This window comes from Methanosarcinales archaeon, from assembly GCA_014859725.1.
In the GTDB taxonomy this organism is placed as follows: Archaea; Halobacteriota; Methanosarcinia; order Methanosarcinales; family Methanocomedenaceae; genus Kmv04.
Window position 1 is genome coordinate 1 of sequence record JACUTQ010000029.1, and the last position, 19,195, is coordinate 19,195.

At 42.8% G+C, this 19,195-nt stretch carries 22 protein-coding genes and 1 tRNA gene; 10 read left to right on the forward strand and 13 right to left on the reverse strand.

Going from position 1 to position 19,195, the window contains the following annotated elements; all coding sequences use genetic code 11:
• The 4 genes from IBX40_03955 to IBX40_03970 all read left to right on the forward strand — a co-directional run.
• Positions 1-1,776, forward strand: a 1,776-nt coding sequence (locus IBX40_03955; GenBank protein ID MBE0523475.1) for a DNA topoisomerase I, incomplete at its 5' end; no start/stop codon positions are given.
• A 1-nt stretch (position 1,777) separates the two neighbouring features.
• The gene (locus tag IBX40_03960) at positions 1,778-2,362 is read left to right on the forward strand and encodes a DUF2119 domain-containing protein (GenBank protein MBE0523476.1); all 585 of its coding nucleotides are present in this window, start codon (positions 1,778-1,780) and stop codon (positions 2,360-2,362) included.
• A gap of 52 nt (positions 2,363-2,414) precedes the next feature.
• The gene (locus IBX40_03965; GenBank protein ID MBE0523477.1) at positions 2,415-2,900 is read left to right on the forward strand and encodes a 3-isopropylmalate dehydratase small subunit; all 486 of its coding nucleotides are present in this window, start codon (positions 2,415-2,417) and stop codon (positions 2,898-2,900) included.
• Positions 2,897-4,027 (forward strand): isocitrate/isopropylmalate dehydrogenase family protein, encoded by a 1,131-nt coding sequence (locus IBX40_03970; protein ID MBE0523478.1) that lies wholly within the window; start codon positions 2,897-2,899, stop codon positions 4,025-4,027. The genes IBX40_03965 and IBX40_03970 overlap by 4 nt, the downstream gene beginning before the upstream one ends.
• A gap of 109 nt (positions 4,028-4,136) precedes the next feature.
• Here the strand turns inward: IBX40_03970 and IBX40_03975 are convergent, their stop codons facing one another.
• The 10 genes from IBX40_03975 to pheA all read right to left on the reverse strand — a co-directional run bounded on the left by IBX40_03975 (position 4,137) and on the right by pheA (position 11,956).
• Positions 4,137-4,715, reverse strand: coding sequence for a DUF99 family protein (locus IBX40_03975; protein ID MBE0523479.1), 579 nt, complete (start codon positions 4,713-4,715; stop codon positions 4,137-4,139).
• A gap of 3 nt (positions 4,716-4,718) precedes the next feature.
• The gene (locus tag IBX40_03980; protein ID MBE0523480.1) at positions 4,719-4,997 is read right to left on the reverse strand and encodes a DNA-directed RNA polymerase subunit L; all 279 of its coding nucleotides are present in this window, start codon (positions 4,995-4,997) and stop codon (positions 4,719-4,721) included.
• Between the two features lie 12 nt (positions 4,998-5,009).
• Complete coding sequence (locus IBX40_03985; GenBank protein ID MBE0523481.1) at positions 5,010-5,558, reverse strand: exosome complex RNA-binding protein Csl4; 549 nt, start codon at positions 5,556-5,558, stop codon at positions 5,010-5,012.
• 263 nt (positions 5,559-5,821) lie between these two features.
• Complete coding sequence (locus IBX40_03990; GenBank protein ID MBE0523482.1) at positions 5,822-6,421, reverse strand: 50S ribosomal protein L11 methyltransferase; 600 nt, start codon at positions 6,419-6,421, stop codon at positions 5,822-5,824.
• 1 nt (position 6,422) lies between these two features.
• Positions 6,423-7,538: an AAA family ATPase gene (locus IBX40_03995; GenBank protein ID MBE0523483.1), complete on the reverse strand. Its 1,116-nt coding sequence runs from the start codon at positions 7,536-7,538 to the stop codon at positions 6,423-6,425.
• A gap of 267 nt (positions 7,539-7,805) precedes the next feature.
• A tRNA-Trp gene (locus tag IBX40_04000) sits at positions 7,806-7,993 on the reverse strand.
• 45 nt (positions 7,994-8,038) lie between these two features.
• A complete protein-coding gene (locus IBX40_04005) occupies positions 8,039-8,647 on the reverse strand; it encodes a translation initiation factor IF-2 subunit beta (protein ID MBE0523484.1) in 609 nt (202 codons plus the stop codon).
• 42 nt (positions 8,648-8,689) lie between these two features.
• Positions 8,690-9,214, reverse strand: coding sequence for a 50S ribosomal protein L16 (locus tag IBX40_04010; GenBank protein MBE0523485.1), 525 nt, complete (start codon positions 9,212-9,214; stop codon positions 8,690-8,692).
• Between the two features lie 89 nt (positions 9,215-9,303).
• A complete protein-coding gene (gene uvrC, locus IBX40_04015) occupies positions 9,304-11,085 on the reverse strand; it encodes an excinuclease ABC subunit UvrC (protein MBE0523486.1) in 1,782 nt (593 codons plus the stop codon).
• A 46-nt stretch (positions 11,086-11,131) separates the two neighbouring features.
• The gene (gene pheA / locus IBX40_04020; protein ID MBE0523487.1) at positions 11,132-11,956 is read right to left on the reverse strand and encodes a prephenate dehydratase; all 825 of its coding nucleotides are present in this window, start codon (positions 11,954-11,956) and stop codon (positions 11,132-11,134) included.
• A 202-nt stretch (positions 11,957-12,158) separates the two neighbouring features.
• Between pheA and IBX40_04025 the strand changes: the two genes are divergently transcribed.
• The 5 genes from IBX40_04025 (at position 12,159) to fae (ending at position 16,311) form a co-directional block, all read left to right on the forward strand.
• Positions 12,159-13,316, forward strand: a complete 1,158-nt coding sequence (locus IBX40_04025) for an alanine--glyoxylate aminotransferase family protein (protein ID MBE0523488.1) — start codon at positions 12,159-12,161, stop codon at positions 13,314-13,316.
• A gap of 12 nt (positions 13,317-13,328) precedes the next feature.
• Positions 13,329-13,793: a riboflavin synthase gene (locus IBX40_04030; GenBank protein ID MBE0523489.1), complete on the forward strand. Its 465-nt coding sequence runs from the start codon at positions 13,329-13,331 to the stop codon at positions 13,791-13,793.
• A 56-nt stretch (positions 13,794-13,849) separates the two neighbouring features.
• Positions 13,850-14,260 carry a 6,7-dimethyl-8-ribityllumazine synthase gene (locus tag IBX40_04035; GenBank protein MBE0523490.1) on the forward strand — a complete coding sequence of 137 codons (411 nt, stop codon included), beginning with the start codon at positions 13,850-13,852 and terminating at the stop codon, positions 14,258-14,260.
• Between the two features lie 21 nt (positions 14,261-14,281).
• Entirely contained in the window at positions 14,282-15,424 is a 1,143-nt protein-coding gene (locus IBX40_04040) for a pyridoxal phosphate-dependent aminotransferase (GenBank protein ID MBE0523491.1), read from the forward strand.
• Positions 15,425-15,828: 404 nt separating this feature from the next.
• Positions 15,829-16,311: a formaldehyde-activating enzyme gene (fae, locus tag IBX40_04045; protein MBE0523492.1), complete on the forward strand. Its 483-nt coding sequence runs from the start codon at positions 15,829-15,831 to the stop codon at positions 16,309-16,311.
• 131 nt (positions 16,312-16,442) lie between these two features.
• Here fae and IBX40_04050 read toward each other — a convergent pair whose 3' ends face one another.
• Together IBX40_04050 and IBX40_04055 are read right to left on the reverse strand one after the other, a co-directional pair.
• Positions 16,443-16,850, reverse strand: coding sequence for a PIN domain-containing protein (locus IBX40_04050; GenBank protein ID MBE0523493.1), 408 nt, complete (start codon positions 16,848-16,850; stop codon positions 16,443-16,445).
• Positions 16,851-17,081 carry a hypothetical protein gene (locus tag IBX40_04055; protein MBE0523494.1) on the reverse strand — a complete coding sequence of 77 codons (231 nt, stop codon included), beginning with the start codon at positions 17,079-17,081 and terminating at the stop codon, positions 16,851-16,853.
• A gap of 360 nt (positions 17,082-17,441) precedes the next feature.
• Here IBX40_04055 and IBX40_04060 point away from each other — a divergent pair, with 360 nt between their 5' ends.
• Positions 17,442-17,813, forward strand: a complete 372-nt coding sequence (locus IBX40_04060) for a GxxExxY protein (protein MBE0523495.1) — start codon at positions 17,442-17,444, stop codon at positions 17,811-17,813.
• 482 nt (positions 17,814-18,295) lie between these two features.
• Here IBX40_04060 and IBX40_04065 read toward each other — a convergent pair whose 3' ends face one another.
• Positions 18,296-19,096 carry an acetylxylan esterase gene (locus IBX40_04065; GenBank protein MBE0523496.1) on the reverse strand — a complete coding sequence of 267 codons (801 nt, stop codon included), beginning with the start codon at positions 19,094-19,096 and terminating at the stop codon, positions 18,296-18,298.
• Positions 19,097-19,195: the final 99 nt, after the last annotated feature.

Here is a 19,195-nt window from a genome sequence, read left to right on the forward strand (position 1 = left end):
GCTCTTCGCAAATTGAGTAAAGAAGCTGACCATGTCACGGTTGCGACTGATTATGATAGGGAAGGTGAACTCATTGGCGTTGAGGCTCTTCGGATATTGGAAAAAGCAAATCCAAAGATAACTGCAGACAGGGTACACTATAGTGCAATTACTAAATCAGAGATCGAGAAAGCTTTTGAAAATAGAAGTCCTGTGGATTTTAATCTGGCAGATGCAGGGGAAAGCAGGCAGACCATTGACCTGATCTGGGGTGCAGCTCTGACCAGGTACATTTCTACCACTGCTGTGCGGCTGGGAAATAGTTTTTTAAGTGTGGGACGTGTCCAGTCCCCGACCCTGGCACTGCTTGTGGATAGGGAAAAGGAACGTATGGCACACGTGGCCAAACCATACAGGGAGATTATAGTTACACTGGTCGAAGGCATCGAATTCCAGGCCAAGCACAGGGCAGGACGCATATGGGATAAAGCAGAGGCTGAAGATATCTTCAACAGACTTGGTGAGACTGCTGTTGTTACTGATCTTAAAAAAGCAGAAAAGATAGATACTCCGCCCACGCCGTTCAATACAACTGAATTTATCAGAGCTGCAAGCAGCATCGGGCTGACTGCTTCTAATGCCATGAGGATCGCTGAAAATCTGTATATGAACGGATATATCTCATATCCAAGGACAGATAATACAGTCTATCCACCAAGCATTGACTTGAAAAGTCTCATTAAGAGTCTCGGTAAAGGTATATTCAAACATTATGTGGAAAGCCTCCTGAGTATGCATGAACTTACACCCACCAGAGGTAAGAAAGAGACCACTGACCACCCGCCAATTATTCCGGCATCCTATGTTAAAAAATCAGATTTAAAAGATGATGAATGGAAGATATATGAACTGATTACCCGCAGGTTCCTGGCAACATTTGCCGGCCCTGCAAAGTGGAACACACTCCGGGTACTATTGGACATTTCAAACGAGGAGTTCAAAGCACGGGGCGCCAGTATTGTAGAGGAAGGATGGCGTTGGTACTATCCTTACAATAAACCAGAGGACATGATACTACCAGAACTTGAGACCGGGCAGGTTCTGAAGGTAAAAGATAAAGAGATGCTGGAAAAAGAGACACAACCTCCGGGCAGATACGGGCAGGGTAGGCTTATTAAGGTCATGGAGGATCTGGGGTTAGGCACAAAATCAACAAGGCATGAGATAATTTCCAAACTTTATGCCAGGGCATATGTTCATGGCAATCCTTTACAACCAACCAAGACTGCTATTGCTGTAATCGATACACTGGAAAAATATGCCGACACCATAGCCAAACCTGATATGACGGCCACCCTTGAGATGGAGATGGACCTTATCGCAGAAGGTGCCAAATCAAAAGATGACGTGGTGGACGAATCAAGGCAGATGCTGGATATCATATTTGAAGATCTTACTAATAACAAGGAGCAGATCGGGGAAAGCCTGCGCAGCGGTCTGCGGGAAGATAAGATCATTGGTAAATGTGAGAAATGTACAAGCGACCTCATTATTCGGCGTTCAAAGAAAGGCGGCCGGTTTATAGGATGTACCGGATACCCTGATTGTAATTTTGCATTGCCTCTACCCAAGAGCGGACAGATCGTAGTGACTGATAAGCTTTGTGAAGCACATAATATGAACCATATCAAGATCATAACCAAAGGGAAGAGACCATGGGATCTGGGCTGTCCACACTGTAATTTCGATGAGTGGCAAAAAAACCTTAAGGACGGCAAAGACAAAAAAGAAGAATAATATGGAACGATTCGGCAAAGGAACACCGGTGCGTCTGTTTGCCGGGGGACTGCATGGCGATGAGTGGATATCTACTTCATACAGGCTTGAACTACTGACCCGGCCCGGAACCGGATCGCTACTGATTATGCCAAAAGTGTCTGAACAATCATACCTGAGTACACTTGATAAGGATTATTATACTAAATACGCACCCCATCTGCTTGATGCCATCATTACATATAAACCGACCATATATCTGGAACTTCATTCATATTCTGATGAAAATTTCTCGGCCTTGACAGGTGCGGGAAGACTTGAGAACCAGGGTGTCCCTGCATATATTGAACTTGAATCAGGGATATTGATGGGATCGGTCTCACCCAATATCAGAAAAGAGTATTTTTCCCCACATGATCTATGTGTCTCATTCGAGATGCAAAAAAATACTTCAGAACAGTCCCTGGAAATCATAGACCACTTATTGTATATGGTGAAGGAATGTAGCAGCAGGGACGGGTTTGTACAATATATTAAGCAAGTCTATCCCAAGCAGGCCTCAATAGCAATTAAGAACTATTTGAGGTTCTACGGACACCTGTATTAACCAAAATAATATAATCTTTAGATACTATTAATAGCTTCGAGGAAGAACTAAAATGAAAGGAAATGTCTGGAAGTTCGGGAATGACATTGATACTGATGCTATCATCCCGGGCAGATATCTTATACTGAATACGCCTGAAGAACTGGCACAGCATGCTTTTGAAGGAGTAAGACCGGAATTTGCCAGTGTGGTAGAACCTGGCAATATTATTATCGGAGGAAACAATTTCGGATGCGGGTCCAGTCGTGAACATGCACCTCTGGCATTAAAAGGTGCAAAGGTAAAATGTATAATTGCTAAGAGCTTTGCCCGTATATTTTTCAGGAATTCAATCAATATAGGGCTGCCCCTTTTGGAATGTCCTGATACTGACCGTATAGACGAAGGTGATGTACTTGAAGTGGATTTTGCATCTGGTATGATCACAAATAAAACCAAGGGCGAGACCTACTCAGCGACACCCATGCCAGAGTTCTTGCGGGGTATTGTAGATGCAGGTGGGCTTATCGAGTATACCAGACAGCAGGTGAGCGCATGAGCCAGTATAAAGTACCTGTGATAGCGGGGGATGGTATAGGTCCGGAGATCATTAATGAAGGCAAAAAAGTTATTGACGCGGCCGGTGAAGCTTATGGTTTTGATGTGGAATGGATAGACTACCCCCATGGTGCTGACCATTATCTGGAGACCGGGGAACTCATCTCTGAGGACACCCTGAAGGAACTCAATTCATATAAAACTATATATCTGGGCAGTATCGGGGATCCCAGGATCGAGCCAGGTGTGCTTGAAAAAGGTGTACTTCTGGCAGCCAGGTTCTATTTTGACCAGTATATTAACTTACGTCCGATAAAACTCCTGGAAGGTGTATGGTGCCCAATAAAAGATAAAACACCAGCAGATATTGACTTTACTGTGGTGAGGGAGAATACTGAAGATTTCTATATCGGTATAGGTGGTCGTGCTAAAAAGGGTGCCAGTAAGCATGAGCTGAAAGTGGCCCGTACCATGTATAATGTGAAGTTCGGGCTTGACATTGAGTCTGACAGTGAAGAGATCGGATACCAGATAGGCATGATCAGCAAAGAAGGGACCCAGAGGGTGATCAGGTATGCTTTCGATCTGGCTATGAAAAGGGATAAACACGTTTCTTCAGTTGACAAGGCAAATGTGCTCTCAGACATCTATGGGTTCTGGCGCGAGGAATTTAATTCTGTAGGTTCTGAATATCCGGATGTTACCACTGATCTTAATTTCGTTGATGCCATCACTATGTGGTTTGTCAAGGACCCGGAGTTCTTTGACGTGGTGGTAACACCCAATATGTTCGGCGATATTATCACAGACCTGGGCGCCATGGTGCAGGGCGGACTGGGACTGGCACCTGGTGGGAATATCAATCCCAATGGTACCAGCATGTTCGAGCCCATCCACGGCAGTGCACCTAAGTATAAAGGTATGAACAGGGCTAACCCCATAGCTACTATCTGGGCTGGCGCCATGCTGGTGGAACAGATGGGTGAGCAGAAAGCTGCTGATGCCATTGTGGCTGCTATTGAGCGTGACATCAAGGAAGCAAAAGTACTGACCAAAGATATGGCCGGCAATAGCACCACTTCTGATGTGGGTGATGAGATCGCCAGGCTTGTGAAAGAGATGGCATAGTTCATAAAATTAAATGAATACACACAAAAAAATATTAATAGGTAATTGTGTTCGAATAATCTGTATTTTCGAACACAATATTCTTTATTGTATAAACTTTTCAAATCAATTAAGGTTTTCCTGTAGACTCCCCGCACACCACCCCGGTAGCAATGAGGTGCGCTACCCTTAATGGTTCAGGTATATTGCTGTGGGTAGCAGATAACCGAATAATCTCTTTTGCATCTACCAGGCCAACACCGCAGCACTGAAAGAAAATTGGGTTTTCACCGTCACGGCTTAATACTTTATTGACCTTACCAGCTTTTTTTATTATTTCCCATCTTATTTCAGGGTCTGGCAGGTATTCAAGTGCAGAGCGTATACTTTCAAAGTCCGGACATTCCCGCATCACAACTATACAAGGGATTCCTGTGGTATCATAGATAGCCTTTATATCAATAATATTAAATCCCGCATACGTTATACCGTCAAACATCAGGACTCTCACCTGTCTAAAATGTTTGCTATCTGTCACCATCCTGATGAGGGTATCAGTGGCATCGTCCCCATCTTTGGTAATGTCCGAACGTAGTACTCCATCCAGCCATTCCCCACCCCTGAAAAAGGCACCGATGATCATCACCTGTTCATTATGCAGTGACGAATCATCGATACCAAGTATTCTTATTTCAGGTTTTATATGCATAGCTTAATTATTGGCTTTTTCATTGAAAACAGCTTTGAATTCTTCGTATACCGCAATTATTCTCTCTGATGCTTCTTTAACAGCCACTACAGGATCTGCACCATTTGTTTTTACAAAAAGAATAGGTTCACTGATAGTAGGATGCTTGATATCATACGTTGCAACCTCTATATTAGGGTCTTCCAGTAGTGACGATTTTAGAACATTCAAAAGTGTATGGCTTTCACCAGCCAATTCAATCCTTATCTCATCATCTGTCTTTTCAATAATTTTTAGATTCATCCACATCCACCTTTATACAAGACTGATACCATATTCTGATGAAAGCTTTCGCGACTCTATATTGCCACACCCCGGGCATTTCAGCTTGTTGTTCTTATCTCCGTTGTCAGATGCTTTATTCATGGCTAAATGACACTTTCCACAATAAGCCTTGATCACACCCAGGTCTTTGCCTGATGTGGTGAGTCTCATTGTTTTAAGATCAATGACCTTGGCTTTAATAATATCAAACGGGCTGAACTCAAACATAACATCCTTTACATAACTATCCTTTATGTTGGATACGTGAATGGCAGCATTCTGGAGATTTACAATCTCACGTTCTCCTTTCCCTTCGATTTTTGCAATCTCCACTAATACCATTGAACTTCTCAGATCATTGACACGACCTATAATCACATCACCTTTTTCGATGGTAGGTGGTACATCAGTTTTGGGAATTACTGAAATGTTGTGGGTCTTGGTGTTTATTTTTATTGACCCTGTAGCTGTGGAATAGATATTGCCGCCTTTTATAAAGGTACTATTGCCAGGAATAAATTCCTCTGATGTGCCTATCATATCTCCAGGAAGCACGAATTCCTGCGATTCATCTGGTGAAAATGCTTCATTTTTTGTGCCAGTTTCAATTTCTGAAATATTTATTATTTCTTCAGTTACTGGTTCAACTGTAGTTTCATCTATTTCTTCTGACTCAGGAACTTGCTGCTCAGTTGTATCTTCATTAATCAATTTCCTTCTTGAAACGGTCTTCTTTCTCTTGATTCTAATAATAATCCCTCAATATGAATTTAATGTCCGGAATCTTTTATAAACAATGATTCTTAATATGTTGAATTGTTTTCTATCCGGTATATCTCTACGTTGACAACTTCCTTATCCTTTTTGTGGAACTTAAAAGTTCGTTCTATAGGAAAACCCAAAATATAACTGTCTGTTATTGCTGCTGGACTAATGAACTTTTTGATAAACTCATAACTTCCTGCATTATGAATGGAATATACCACATCAGCTAATTCCACTGCTTTTTTTAAGAAAGGGCGGTCATTGCCCTTGTTCTGTGCTCCGAACGGAGGATTCATGAGTACAGTATGGGCCCCCCCCTGAACATCTTCAATACGAGTACAAACATATTCAATATCAACTTCAAATTTTGCAGCATTATGCCTGGCGATCTTAAGTGAATCATTATCGATATCAAAACCAAATACTTCGCTGGCTCCCAGCAACCTGGCACCAATGGCGAGTATACCTGTACCGCATCCCAGATCATACACAGTATCATCCAGGTCCCGGTTCATTAATGCAAAAAACAGGAGTTCAGCAGCAATTGGTGCAGGAGTTGAATATTGTTCCAGGTAAGCTGATGGAGAATCGAATCTTTCCACCTTTTCCAGCAGGATCTCAAGCTGTTTCTTTTTCATTTTATCTGAACATACCTTCATCAGAATTCTTGAAGGGACTTGAAGCTAATGCTCTCTTTAAGGCTTCTTCAATCTGATTATTATTTACCAGCCCACCTTCGATAATAGCTGCATGGAGTGCGGCCTTCATGATTTTCTCAACCAGATCGCGCCCTGACAGGCCTTCTGTCCTTTCAGCCAGGGATTTGATGTTCACATCTTTGTCAAGTTCCACTGGGAATGAAGCTATATTGGAATCTATGATGGCCAGCCTTTCAGCTTTATCCGGAAGGCCAAAATTAATCTCTTCTTCGAAGCGGCTCCTTATTGCAGGATCAAGGGAATCTATCCTGTTGGTAGCAGAGATGGTGCATACGCCCTCTCTTTCATCAATACCATCCATCTCGGTGAGCAAAGCGTTGACAATTTCAATCACGTCGCCCCTTAGTTCCTGATAGCGCCGATCAAGAGCAATGGCATCCAGTTCATCAATAAAGATAATACATGGCCTGAGGTCTTCTGCCCTGTCATAGAGCTGGTGGAGCTGTCGGGCACCGTCACCTACGTACTCGCCGATCAGCTGGGTGGCCTTTATGGGCAGGATAGGGACATCAGCTGCATTAGCAAGGGCCTTTGCCATCATTGTCTTTCCTGTACCAGAGGGGCCGTGGAACAATACATTTCGTGGGGCCCATTTACCAAAACGCTCTGGATCATCCAGATACTTAAGGATAAGCTGGCATTTTCGTTTTGCTTCTGCATGCCCTATTACATCCTCAAAACTTATTTCGCTGAACATCTCGGGAATGAATTCCTCTATTTGTGCCTCTTCCACCATAAAAACAGTAGCATGGCTTATTGCACTATCTTCTGGCACGACTTCAGTTACCTTAAATGCAAAATCCGGGAACATCCTGCGATCAAAAAGATATTCGCCTGAACGGACAACCAATCCGCTCCATTGTTCCCGTGCATAGAACTCGAAAACGTCTTTTTCTGAAATCTCCGGATACTCATGAAGCATGCTTCTCATGGGGTAACCTGCAGGTTTCAATACTACGTACCTTGCCCCGTCTTTGACAAATTCCGCCTGGGAAGTTGTGCTCACTTTTTTATTTACTCTTTGTGCTGAACGCAAATTTCTATCCTCTATTTTCTAGGTTATTGGTTAAGTTATTAATGTTATCCCTTTTTCATTTTAGTAGTTGCTTTAGAACGATGAAGAATACATAAGCAAATGCAATAATGACGATGATCCTAATAATATCAATTGCGAGTCTCAATATAAAAGGAACTATTATGATTGCTAGTGCGATTCCGACGATCAGAATGAGCAGATCTCTTATACCCGATTTCATATCTTATTGATGGATTTTTGTGTTTATATATAAAGCGGATGGAAATGTGGGGCTGGTGAGATTTGAACTCACGATCGACGGGTCTCTCCGAACCCTTGAAGAATTCAAGGAGAACACAAATCAGTGCTCCAACGGCTCCTCACTGACCCGCCCCGTCGAGCAAGTCTCAGTAGACCCGTTGCTCATCATTTTATCCGCTGGAGCCCGTCGCCATTCCTGACTAGGCCACAGCCCCTTCTTGTTTCATTTGTCGCTGGCCCGCTACTGGCCAGAGTAAGTATTATACGAGATCAGCAAAAACCACAGTTCCTGATATACGCTTGACCTTTGCTTTCACAACTTCCTTCTTGGAGGCCCCGATAATATAGACAATATACTTATCGACCTTTGCAATACCATCACCTTTGGACCCTATGCTCTCAATCTTGAACTCATAAGTTTCGCCTTCCTCGAGAGCGTCCTTCTTGGCTTCAATACTTGCCTTTCTCTTCCTCACCGGCCGATGGGCTCCGCATGCATCACACTGGAGCATAAGAATACGGTCACTTTTCACCAGTTTGGTATCAGGACGTCCGCATTCGGAACATTTCACATACTCGTTAACATAAGATTCTATCTGTTCAGCAATAGCTTCGACTGTAAACTTCCCCTGGAATACTGCGTGCTGCCCGTCGATCTTTCCGGCAGTACCCAATTCCCGGGTCAGAGACTTCATCACATGATCTGGTTCCCTGTTAAGGACATCTACTATCTGGCTGAAATTTTCCAGTACAGTAGCCTTACCTTCCGAAAAAATTTTGGGTTCAGGGATTATAAACCTCTCATCAGAAGTTTCAATATCGGGTAACATTTTGAATGCCCGATCCAAATTTGCTTCATAGTCTCCCATACTGTCACAATTTCCTTAATATACTTTTATGCAAATTTAATATTACTGGACCATTTCCTGGCCTTTGTCTACCACAATTTTACCGGGTGTGGAGATTTTGTGGCCGCATTTTCTCAAAGCATCCTTGGCGATCAAGAATCCTTCTTTGTTGACCGAGATTGTAAAGATTTTCTGGTCTTTTTTTACCCGGGCACAAACACCTGTTGCTTTTCCGAATGCCTGCCGCATTCCCTGGCTGACCCTGTCTGCACCAGCACCAGTAGCCTGTTTATTCTCCCTGGTTACCTGGAATGGATGCACTCTAAGTTTGAAATGGAAATTCTGCTGACCCAGTTGTTTAATTAATAGCCTGTTAGCTGTGATACGGCCGGCTTCCAGTGCACCATCTCTGATCTGACACGCTTCACCAGCCACCAGTGTGACCTCTACCGGGAATTCTGTTTTGGAATTGCCCATATCGTAATGTACGACCTTGCTTCCCGGTACACCGCCCATATATTTTCTTCGGGTATATGATCTTCTGCTATTGTAATTGCGGAACGTCTTTGCCGGTCTTTTACTTGCCATAAATGAATATCCTCCGATTAGAATTATGAAATTTGAAAATTATTAATGACTTAATAATGGTCTTGGTCATCCCATAACTACCTAACGGCTTATAAGCTTTTGGAACCCTGAAGTTTTTCAAATATCTCACGTGACATTTTATGGCTGATACCAGGAACCTGCTCAAGATCTTCCACACTTGCTGCCTGTATCTTATCCAGCGATCCAAAATGTTTGATCAGCAGTTCTTTGCGTTTTTTTCCCACACCAGGAATATCATCCAATATGGAAGCTCTTAATCGTGATGACCTGCGCCTCCTGTGGTGAGATACTGCAAACCTGTGTGATTCATCTCTTAGATGCTTTAACAGTCTAAGAGCTGGTGAAGTATGTGGTAGAATAAAAGGAGTATCAGCACCGGGTATGTATATATGTTCAAATTTCTTTGCCAGTCCGATTACAGGGATATTGGTATTAAATGTAGATAAAGCAGACATGGCTGCTTCTACCTGGGTGCTCCCCCCATCCACAACCATAAGGTCAGGTGGCGTATCATCACCCCGGGCAATATGAGCTACGCGGCGGGATATTACTTCCTTCATCATAGCAGGATCATCTATTCCACTTACTGTTTTAACATTAAAAAGGCGGTATTGCCGCCTGTCAGGTTTGCCGCTTTTAAAGACAACCATGCTGCCCACCGCATCAGTACCGCCTATGTTAGAGATATCAAAACCTTCTATAAGTTCAGGTAAATTTTTCAAGCTCAAAACATCCTGAAGTTCTACAAGTGCGGAAAAACCTGATTTTTCCTTTTTTTCATCCTTTAGAAGGGTGATTTTGAGCAAAGACCGGGCATTCTTATTTGCCATCTCTACCAATTCTTTCTTTCGACCCCTTGCCGGAATATTAATGTTTACGTTCCCTAAACTCCGCAGCCATTCCGATATAGTCGGGTCATCTGGCATAGTGTCCAGCAAGATTTCTCCAGGAACAGGTGCATCACTATAATATTGTTTAAGAAATGCATCCATAACCTCATTATCTTCGGCGCCACAGGAATTAAGAACAAACTCTGAGCGGCCCACCAGGCTTCCATCCCTGATATACAATACCTGGGCAGAAGCAATTTCACCTGAAATTGCTATGGATATAACATCCCAGTCTTCAAAACCTCCGGTGACCTGCTGACGCAATGAAACGGCTCGAATAGAGCTTAATTGGTCCCTCACTATTGCAGCAGCTTCGAAATCATTTTTTAATACAAAATCCTGCATTTTGGTTTCTAACTTATGTATCAGATCTTTGTTCTTGCCTTCTAAAAATTGGATGGCCTCGTCCACTGCTTCTCGATATTCGGTTTTATTAACACTGCCACTGCAAGGAGCACTGCAAAGTCCCATATGATAATTTAGACACGGTCTGCTTCTAAGACTGAACTTTTTCTTACACTGGGGTAATTTGAAAACCCGGGTTATCAATCTAAGGGTCTCACGCATGGCCCTTGCACTTGTATAGGGGCCAAAATACCTTGCACCGTCCTTAAGTCTCTTACGGGTTATAAAAATACGCGGATAATCTTCCTTTATAGTGATCCTGATAAAAGGGTACTGTTTATCGTCTTTCAGATCGATATTATACCGGGGCCTGTGCTCCTTTATTAGATTTGATTCAAGAATAAGAGCATCCACCTCGGTGGGTGTAACAATATATTCCAGATCAGAAATATTTTTTAGTAAGGCTCTTGTCTTGGTGTCATGATCATGTTTCTGGAAGTACTGTGATACCCTCTTTTTCAGTGATAATGCCTTCCCCACATATATGATATTGTCTGCCTTATCCTTCATTAAATAGACGCCGGGTGCGTCAGGTAATAATTTCTGATTTCTCATTATTGCTAATTATGTATGGGAAAAATAATAAAATTAAGCTACTTTATTAACTCATCATTGATTTGTCGGTGTTTTTGGGATATGATCCGATAATCTTGACCTGGTCTACAAGATTTTTAATCCCTTCAAGAGCCTTTTTTACATTTTTATCCCGTTGATGCCCTTCCATATCGATATAAAATAAATAATCTCCCAAACCCATTTTTGAAGGTCTGGATTCAATCTTGGTCAGGTTAATATCATATTTAACAAATTCACCCAATAGATCATGCAGGGCTCCAGGTCTATCATGAAGCAAGTGAATTATTATTGAGGTTTTATCATTACCGGTCCTATCAGGTATATGTTTTCCCAGCACCACAAATCTGGTATAATTTGCTTTGTAGTCCTGGATATCATCTGCAAGGATATTCAGGCCATATTTCTGTGCTGATTCCCTGGATGCTATTGCAGCCATATCAGTTGAACTGGATACAGCCTGGGCAGCATGTGAAGTACTTCCTGTGGTTTGAACCTTATTATCCTTGAAATTGGCACGTATGAATTTATGGCATTGAGCAATGGCCTGGGGATGTGATAATATCACATTTATATCTTCAATTCGTCCCTTTGAAAGCAGGCAGTGCCGGATGGGAATAATGACCTCTCCTATTATATAAATGTTGTATTCCAGGAGAGCATCCATGGTAATGCCGATCGGTCCTTCCAATGAATTCTCAATAGGTAGAATGCCGTAATCAACTTCTCCAATAATAACAGATTCGATTACTTCTTCCAGGTCATTGAAATAATTAAGTTGAGCACTGGTATCCAATTTTATGGCAGCTTTTTCAGAATATGTCCCTTCAGGTCCAAGTAATCCAATAATCATACATCCTTTAAATCAAACGAATTGTCATATAGTTTATGGAGAACACACGATATAATTATATGACAGAATCTATAAATTAACAATTAAATAAAGTTGTAAACATTAATCCAACCTTTCGTTACAAAAAATCAAAAGCTATACATGGAAGTTATTCTATCTAGTTCTTTCAGCCTAGATTTAACTATGTCGAGTGATTTGCACAATGAAACTTGAAAATAATTTGATGATGATACCAGGTCCCGTCCCTATAGTCCCCAGGATCCAAAGAGCCATGGGTAAACCTATGTTCGGGCATAGAGGAGAAGAATTCGGGAATATCTATGACAAGAGCAGGGAAATTCTAAGTGATCTGTTCCAGACCTCTGATGATATATTTATTATATCGGGATCTGGAACCGCAAGCATGGAAGCTGCTATCGGTAATGTGATCGGGAAGAATGATACAATCGTTACGATCGAGAACGGCAAATTCGGAGAAAGGTTGTGTGATATTGGGGAGCGTTACGGCAAAGCAGTAAAATTGCAATATGAATGGGGTACACCAATAGACCTGGAAGCTGTTGAAGCCGCCCTTGAAAATGGGGTAAAAGCTGTTGCAATGGTACATAATGAGACAAGTGCAGGCATCAAAAATCCTGCTGAAGAAGTGGGGAAACTGGCAAAGAAACATGGTGCTTTGTTCATTATGGACGCCATTACCACTGTAGGCGGTGACACAGTACTCGTCGATAATTGGGGTGTGGATATTGCATTTATGGGGAGCCAGAAGTGTATAGCTGCACCACCTGGTCTATCTGCAATTACAGTAAGCGATGCTGCATGGGAAGCAATGGTCGATAAACCGCCCTATTATCTTGATTTAAAAGCGTACCGTAAATCGGGAGCCAATACACCCACCCAGACACCTTATACACCGGCAGTCCCGCTGTTCTCTGCCATGCTGGAAGCTTTGCTCATTGTACAAGAAGAAGGAATGGAGAAAAGGAAACACAGGCATGCCCAGGGTGCGGCTGCTGTTCGTGCAGCTGCTGATGCGCTAGGAATAGAACTGTTCCCGAAGATCGATAAATATCACAGTTATTCCAATACGGTCACTGCTATGAATATTTCGGGTGGCATTACAGATAAGGAGTTACGCGGTGAGATGCTGGATATGGGTATTCAGATATCTGGCGGCCAGTCCCATTTGAAAGGCAAGATATTCAGGATTGGCAGTATGGGTAATTTCACACCGATCGATATGATCACCACAATCACTGCACTGGAACTGGTGCTTAAAAACCATGGTATAATAGACAACGTGGGTAATGGAGTGGAAGCCGCCAAAATTGAACTGGATAAGATTAATCAAGCCTGGTAATTTGGAGAAAATATGGTCACGGTAGGCATTGCTGATACCACTTTTGCCAGATATGATATGGGTGCAGCCGCTATTGATGAATTACGGAACAATGCGTCTGTAAAAATTAAGCGGTATACTGTGCCCGGTATCAAGGACCTGCCGGTTGCCTGTAAAAAACTGATCGAAGAGAAGGGTTGCGATATTGTGATGGCGCTGGGCATGCCCGGATCTGATCCCAAGGATAAGATATGCGCCCATGAGGCGTCCCAGGGAATAATCCAGGCCCAGTTGATGACCAATGTCCATGTGATAGAGGTGTTCGTGCATGAAGATGAGATACCTGATGATAAGACCCTTGCCTGGCTTATGGAACGACGTGCCAGAGAACATGCACTGAATGTGGTCAAGTTGACATCCCGCCCTCAGGATCTTGAAAAAGAAGCTGGTACAGGTCAGCGCCAGGGATACGAAGATGCAGGACCGGCCCACCAGTGAACATATGAATTTTATAGTATGATTGATAATATTTAGGAAAACTGGAGATTATTGTTATGAGTAATATTAAACTGGGATTTGTTGTAGCAGAATTTAACAGGGACCTGACATACCCAATGGAGATGCTGGGCAGGGAACATGCCGATTTTTTAGGTGCTACGGTTGAAAAAACAATAATGGTCCCGGGTGTCTATGATATGCCTCTGGCCATTAAAAAACTTGTGACTGATCCAGGGATCGATGCTGTGGTTACCATAGGCTGCGTTATTGAAGGGCAGACAAAACATGATGAGATCGTGGTGCAGCACGCTACCCGTAAGATCACAGACCTGGCACTGGAATATGATAAACCTGTAACCCTGGGAATTTCCGGTCCTGGCATGAGCAGGCTGGATGCGCACAAACGGGTGGACTATGCTAAACGGGCCGTAGAGGCTGCCGTGAAGATGGTGCAAAGATTAAAATAATTGGAAGTCCAGATTGAATTCATGGTATCAAAACGTCTTCAAAGTATAGAGGAATCGGCCACTCTTAGAATGACTAACCTGGCCAACGAGCTTAAGCGCGAAGGTCATGATGTTATCAGTTTCAGTTTAGGCGAACCTGATTTTGACACCCCGAAACATATCAGCGATGCAGCTGTTGAATCATTGAGGCGGGGCGATACGCATTATTCCCCGGCACCCGGTATCCCTGAGCTGCGATCGGCTATTGCAGAGAAACTCCAGAACGAGAACAACCTGAATGTGGAACCTGGCCATGTGATCGTAACACCCGGGGCCAAACAGGCAGTGTTCGAGGCCATACTGGCAGTGCTGGATGAGGGGGACGAAGCAATACTGTTCGACCCGGCCTGGGTCACATATGATCCCTGTGTCACAATCGCGGGGGGCACAACGGTATGGGCACCCCTGGACCCTGAGAATGATTTCAATCCAACTGATATTGCTAAATATATCACTCCAAAGACCAAGCTTATTGTAGTCAACAGCCCCAGCAATCCCACTGGTGGTATCTTTTCCAGGGATGTGCTAACAGAGATCGCTGATCTGGCCATTGACCACGATATCATGGTGATCTCGGATGAGATCTATGAGAAGATCATCTATGACAAGGAGCACTTCAGTATCGGAAGTCTTCCCGGCATGGATGAGCGTACCATTACCATCAACGGTTTTTCAAAGGCATATGCCATGACAGGCTGGCGGCTGGGCTACCTGGCCACCTCAAATGAGGTATTCAAGTCCATGTCCAAGCTCCACAGCCACAGCGTGAGCAGTGCTACTACGTTTGTACAGTGGGCCGGTGTGGAAGCGCTGAAAGGTCCCCAGGATTTCATTCCTGAGATGGTGACAGAGTTCAAGGCACGACGGGACCTGCTTGTGGACGGCCTGAACAATATGGGTATTAAATGCAACTATCCCAGCGGTGCATTCTATGCCTTTGCTGATGTGAGCGAATACGGCAACGGAGATGAGGTGTGCGAGAAGCTGCTGACAGAGGCAAATGTAGCTGCCACACCAGGCAGTGCGTTCGGACCCAACAGCATGGACTTTGTCAGATTTTCCTATGCAACCAGCCGGGAGCGGATACAGACAGCGCTCGAGCGGATTGAGAAAGCGTTGTTATAATTTCATCTAATAGTAGCAAATCAATGAACTCAAGACATGGGAGGGGGAGACCATAGTCCACATATCAACGGATATAGATCCCAATTAAGATTCTGAGAAAGTGCGGGAATAGATATTCTCCTGAAAGTCTGGAAAAGAAGAATCTAGCAGGAAAAACATTGCTCTATTTGGAACCCTGATAACATTCGGCTTAATTATATTCATGCTCCTGCTGGGATTGTTATGATCACCAACCTGGACACCGGGGACTGAGACTGAGCTGTATACTTAATAGAGTCAGCTCATTCTTTTAAACTAAGAAGTATCACTGGAAATAATATTTTGAATTGTATCATAATAGTTAAATAGGTTATCGGAAATGAAGGACCCGGTGATATTTTTTGGTAAGAAGTTTAGTAAAAAGTATGATTGGTGAAGCTCTCGTAGGAGATGGGCCTGAAATCGCCCATATTGATCTTGTAATAGGTCCCAAGGGTGGGGCTGTTGAAACGGCTTTTATGAATTCCCTGGCAATGCCGCAGCAAGGACATACCCCGCTTTTAGCTGTGCTGGAACCAAATCTTCAGCCCAAACCTGCCACCTTGATCGTCAATAAAGTGACTATCAAGAATGCTGACCAGGCAATCCTCATGTTCGGTCCTGCCCAGGCAGCTGTCGCTAAGGCTGTTATGGATTCGGTGGAAGACGGTATTATTGAAAAGAAAGATGCTGAGGATTTACTGATCATCGTGTCAGTGTTTATCGAATGGGATGCAACGGATAAGGACAAAGTGTACGAGTACAACTACGAGGCTACAAAATTGGCGATTCAACGAGCCATGAAAGGAGAGCCCAGCGTGGAAGAAGCTCTTGCAGGAAAGGATGCGGCAAAACATCCCTTTGCATGAATATCTGTTTTTAGCCCGGTTGTAAGCATTGCCCTATGGCAGCATTGTATCCGTACCCTTCAAAGAGAACAACTTGCAGGGATCGTTCACTTGTTTTGGGTACAACAATGTTGCCATTTATTTACCAGAATCTATTCCTTAAGAACATTAAATCCATGAATCCTGAAATCATTATCAAAAGTCAGGGCGGTATCCAGATTAAGCCTCTCCATTATGGCAAAACTTAAACAATCGGTCAGATCTATCTGCTGATCATCATATTTATTGAAATACTCAAGTGCCTTTATCCAGTCTGTTGAAGAAACAGATTCGATTACAAGCAATTTACTGTTCAGGATGTTATCAAGCTCTTCAATGGCTTTTTCTTTCGCGATCCTTTTGGCGATCCCATCGATATATTCCACCAGGACATTGCGACCCAGTACGAAGCGGGCTCCCCGGTGAACCTGCGCTTCCAGATATGCCCTGGCAGTACCGTGGTTCTTATCCTTTCTGTCACTTAAAGCGATCAGACCACTGGTATCCAGGAATATGCGCATCTATTCCCTCCATTCGTCCCTTTCGCTCCAGTTACCTTCTTTCGTTGTAAATGAGCCGACTATATTGAAAAGCGAATCCTCCATTAAATCGTCTTCATGCCGTTTGATATACTCAACAACGGCTTCCCGGATTGTTTCTTTTAACGAAGTTTTCCTGAGCTGGGAAAGATGTCTTAGATTGTCATATGTATCCATGTCTATTTCTGCCTGGATGTGTTTAATTTTATTCATTTGATCTCAAATTACATGTTAATTTTAATTACATATATATGTCATGTTACATTTGATTGGATGTTCATTAAACACCGATTTTCGTCAAGTGTTTATGTCCCATAATTGAACCAGATCGAGGATATCCAAAAGCGAAGTTTTTTGTTCCTTAAACATGGTATGGGATACGATTTGTGAAAAACCTCATTTTATTTGAAATATTGTAATGGTCAATTAGTTGGACAACAGTGTGAAAAAATGCAAAAATAATGCTCTGCGGTCATAGTTTACAGGTGTTCATGGTCTGATTGATCATTACATTTTTTGTTTAGCAAACTATAAAACATAAAACCACAGAGGGCACAGAGGGCACAGAGAACGATGGAATTGAATGAAATATCTGAAAAGATTATTGAGGCGGCGATTCAGGTACACAGCACTCTTGGGCCTGGATTGCTGGAGGGTGTGTATGAGGCTTGTTTAAAGTATGAATTGGAAAAACAGGAACTTAAGGTTTTGTCACAGGTCGGACTTTCTGTAATTTATGATGGAATGAAAATCGATTTAGGATACAGGTTAGACCTTCTCGTTAAAGATGCAGTAATCGTCGAACTCAAAGCTGTGAACAAGATAACACCAGTTCACGAGGCGCAACTGCTTTCATATCTCAAGCTAAGCGGGAAACGCCTTGGACTGCTTATTAATTTCAATGTGATACTTCTTAAAGATGGAATTACACGCAGGATGAATTAAAAACTCTGTGTACTCTGTGCCCTCTGTGGTTGAATTATGCGGTCATGGGATACGGGTGTTCATGGTCTGATTGACCATTACATTTTATTTGAAATATGTATGGATTATGGAATTTGTAATATCCAGAATTTATTGTTAAATCTTCATAATCAGCGTAAATAGGTGGATTTAAGGTCAATTTTATGTTTATTTCTTTGCCATAATTGACTCGGGACGTTAACTTATAGTTGGAACTTAGGATTTTTTAAGTTTCATGAATGGAACATAATCTGCATATATTTTTCTTTAAAAACGTTACCTACTTAGATCATTTGATAAAAAAATGTTGATTCATTTTGGAATATAAACGGCTGACGAAAATCGGTGCTAAAAAAAATTATGCAGAACTGAATTCGGTGTTTTTTATATGCACTTTATCACTGTATTGACCAGTTGTTTATAACTGATTGGTCAATCAACTGACCAATGTTGGTTCTGTTTTGTTATATTAGTATTATTCCCAGCTCTGTTTCAAGGGCATTCCTCATGGCACCATTATACCCATGCCCTTCACCCTCTATAGGATAGAAAACCCTGGGATCATCAGCTTTATTATAGGTAACCTGTGCCAGTTCTATAGGAATTATGGAATCATTTAGCATATGGATCATTGCTATTTTACGAGGTGGTAGTTTGTCCAGATAAGAATCAGGGTCAATTGAACGTAAAAATCTGGTCTGGTTCATTGTGATCTGACCTGCATTTTGATTAATATATGCCTCCATATCGTATCCACTGGTACTGATCCCAACCACACCTCTAATGCCCGAATCGATGGCTGTAGCAATTATACCAAAACGTCCCCCGTTACTTATCCCAATGATGGCGATATTATCCTTATCGATCCCGGATTTCTGCCGCATCACATCAACTGCTTTTAACGTATCAAAAACCATTTTATGCTCAACAGGCTCTTCTCCTGCTTCAAACAATTGACCGTCCAGCTGGAAGTCCACCCCGCCCAGATTGCGCTGGTCGATGACCATCGAAGCATAACCCATACCTGCAAGTTCAGCCGACAGACCTTGCTCGTCCTCTTTAGATACTGTAGCTCCAGGCAGGATCAGAACTCCGGGAACTGGTTCGCTGCTCTTCGGGATTCGCAAAAGAGCAGCGATTTTATCTTCCCGGCTGGAAAAAATAATCGATTCGAGGGAATATTCGGGTGTATCGTTGATGATGGTGGATTCGAAGATTGGAATACCTCTATCAGCCGGGTAGGACATGATGCCGTTCTCGTCCACATGCCAGTCGTTGACCTAATCTGAATGATCTGGAGAATTAACATTAAGTATTATTGCAGCCAGGATTAAGATCGTACCAATAGGATTAAGATCATTGGG

Excerpts from the sequence above, each read along its gene's own strand:
- IBX40_03960 (MBE0523476.1), top strand. The coding sequence starts at position 1,778 with ATGGAACGATTCGGCAAAGGAACACCGGTGCGTCTGTTTGCCGGGGGA.
- IBX40_03965 (MBE0523477.1), top strand. The coding sequence starts at position 2,415 with ATGAAAGGAAATGTCTGGAAGTTCGGGAATGACATTGATACTGATGCT.
- IBX40_03970 (MBE0523478.1), top strand. The coding sequence starts at position 2,897 with ATGAGCCAGTATAAAGTACCTGTGATAGCGGGGGATGGTATAGGTCCG.
- IBX40_03975 (MBE0523479.1), bottom strand. The coding sequence starts at position 4,715 with ATGCATATAAAACCTGAAATAAGAATACTTGGTATCGATGATTCGTCA.
- IBX40_03980 (MBE0523480.1), bottom strand. The coding sequence starts at position 4,997 with ATGAATCTAAAAATTATTGAAAAGACAGATGATGAGATAAGGATTGAA.
- IBX40_03985 (MBE0523481.1), bottom strand. The coding sequence starts at position 5,558 with ATGATAGGCACATCAGAGGAATTTATTCCTGGCAATAGTACCTTTATA.
- IBX40_03990 (MBE0523482.1), bottom strand. The coding sequence starts at position 6,421 with ATGAAAAAGAAACAGCTTGAGATCCTGCTGGAAAAGGTGGAAAGATTC.
- IBX40_04005 (MBE0523484.1), bottom strand. The coding sequence starts at position 8,647 with ATGGGAGACTATGAAGCAAATTTGGATCGGGCATTCAAAATGTTACCC.
- IBX40_04010 (MBE0523485.1), bottom strand. The coding sequence starts at position 9,214 with ATGGCAAGTAAAAGACCGGCAAAGACGTTCCGCAATTACAATAGCAGA.
- uvrC (MBE0523486.1), bottom strand. The coding sequence starts at position 11,085 with ATGAGAAATCAGAAATTATTACCTGACGCACCCGGCGTCTATTTAATG.
- pheA (MBE0523487.1), bottom strand. The coding sequence starts at position 11,956 with ATGATTATTGGATTACTTGGACCTGAAGGGACATATTCTGAAAAAGCT.
- IBX40_04025 (MBE0523488.1), top strand. The coding sequence starts at position 12,159 with ATGAAACTTGAAAATAATTTGATGATGATACCAGGTCCCGTCCCTATA.
- IBX40_04030 (MBE0523489.1), top strand. The coding sequence starts at position 13,329 with ATGGTCACGGTAGGCATTGCTGATACCACTTTTGCCAGATATGATATG.
- IBX40_04035 (MBE0523490.1), top strand. The coding sequence starts at position 13,850 with ATGAGTAATATTAAACTGGGATTTGTTGTAGCAGAATTTAACAGGGAC.
- IBX40_04040 (MBE0523491.1), top strand. The coding sequence starts at position 14,282 with ATGGTATCAAAACGTCTTCAAAGTATAGAGGAATCGGCCACTCTTAGA.
- fae (MBE0523492.1), top strand. The coding sequence starts at position 15,829 with ATGATTGGTGAAGCTCTCGTAGGAGATGGGCCTGAAATCGCCCATATT.
- IBX40_04050 (MBE0523493.1), bottom strand. The coding sequence starts at position 16,850 with ATGCGCATATTCCTGGATACCAGTGGTCTGATCGCTTTAAGTGACAGA.
- IBX40_04055 (MBE0523494.1), bottom strand. The coding sequence starts at position 17,081 with ATGAATAAAATTAAACACATCCAGGCAGAAATAGACATGGATACATAT.
- IBX40_04060 (MBE0523495.1), top strand. The coding sequence starts at position 17,442 with ATGGAATTGAATGAAATATCTGAAAAGATTATTGAGGCGGCGATTCAG.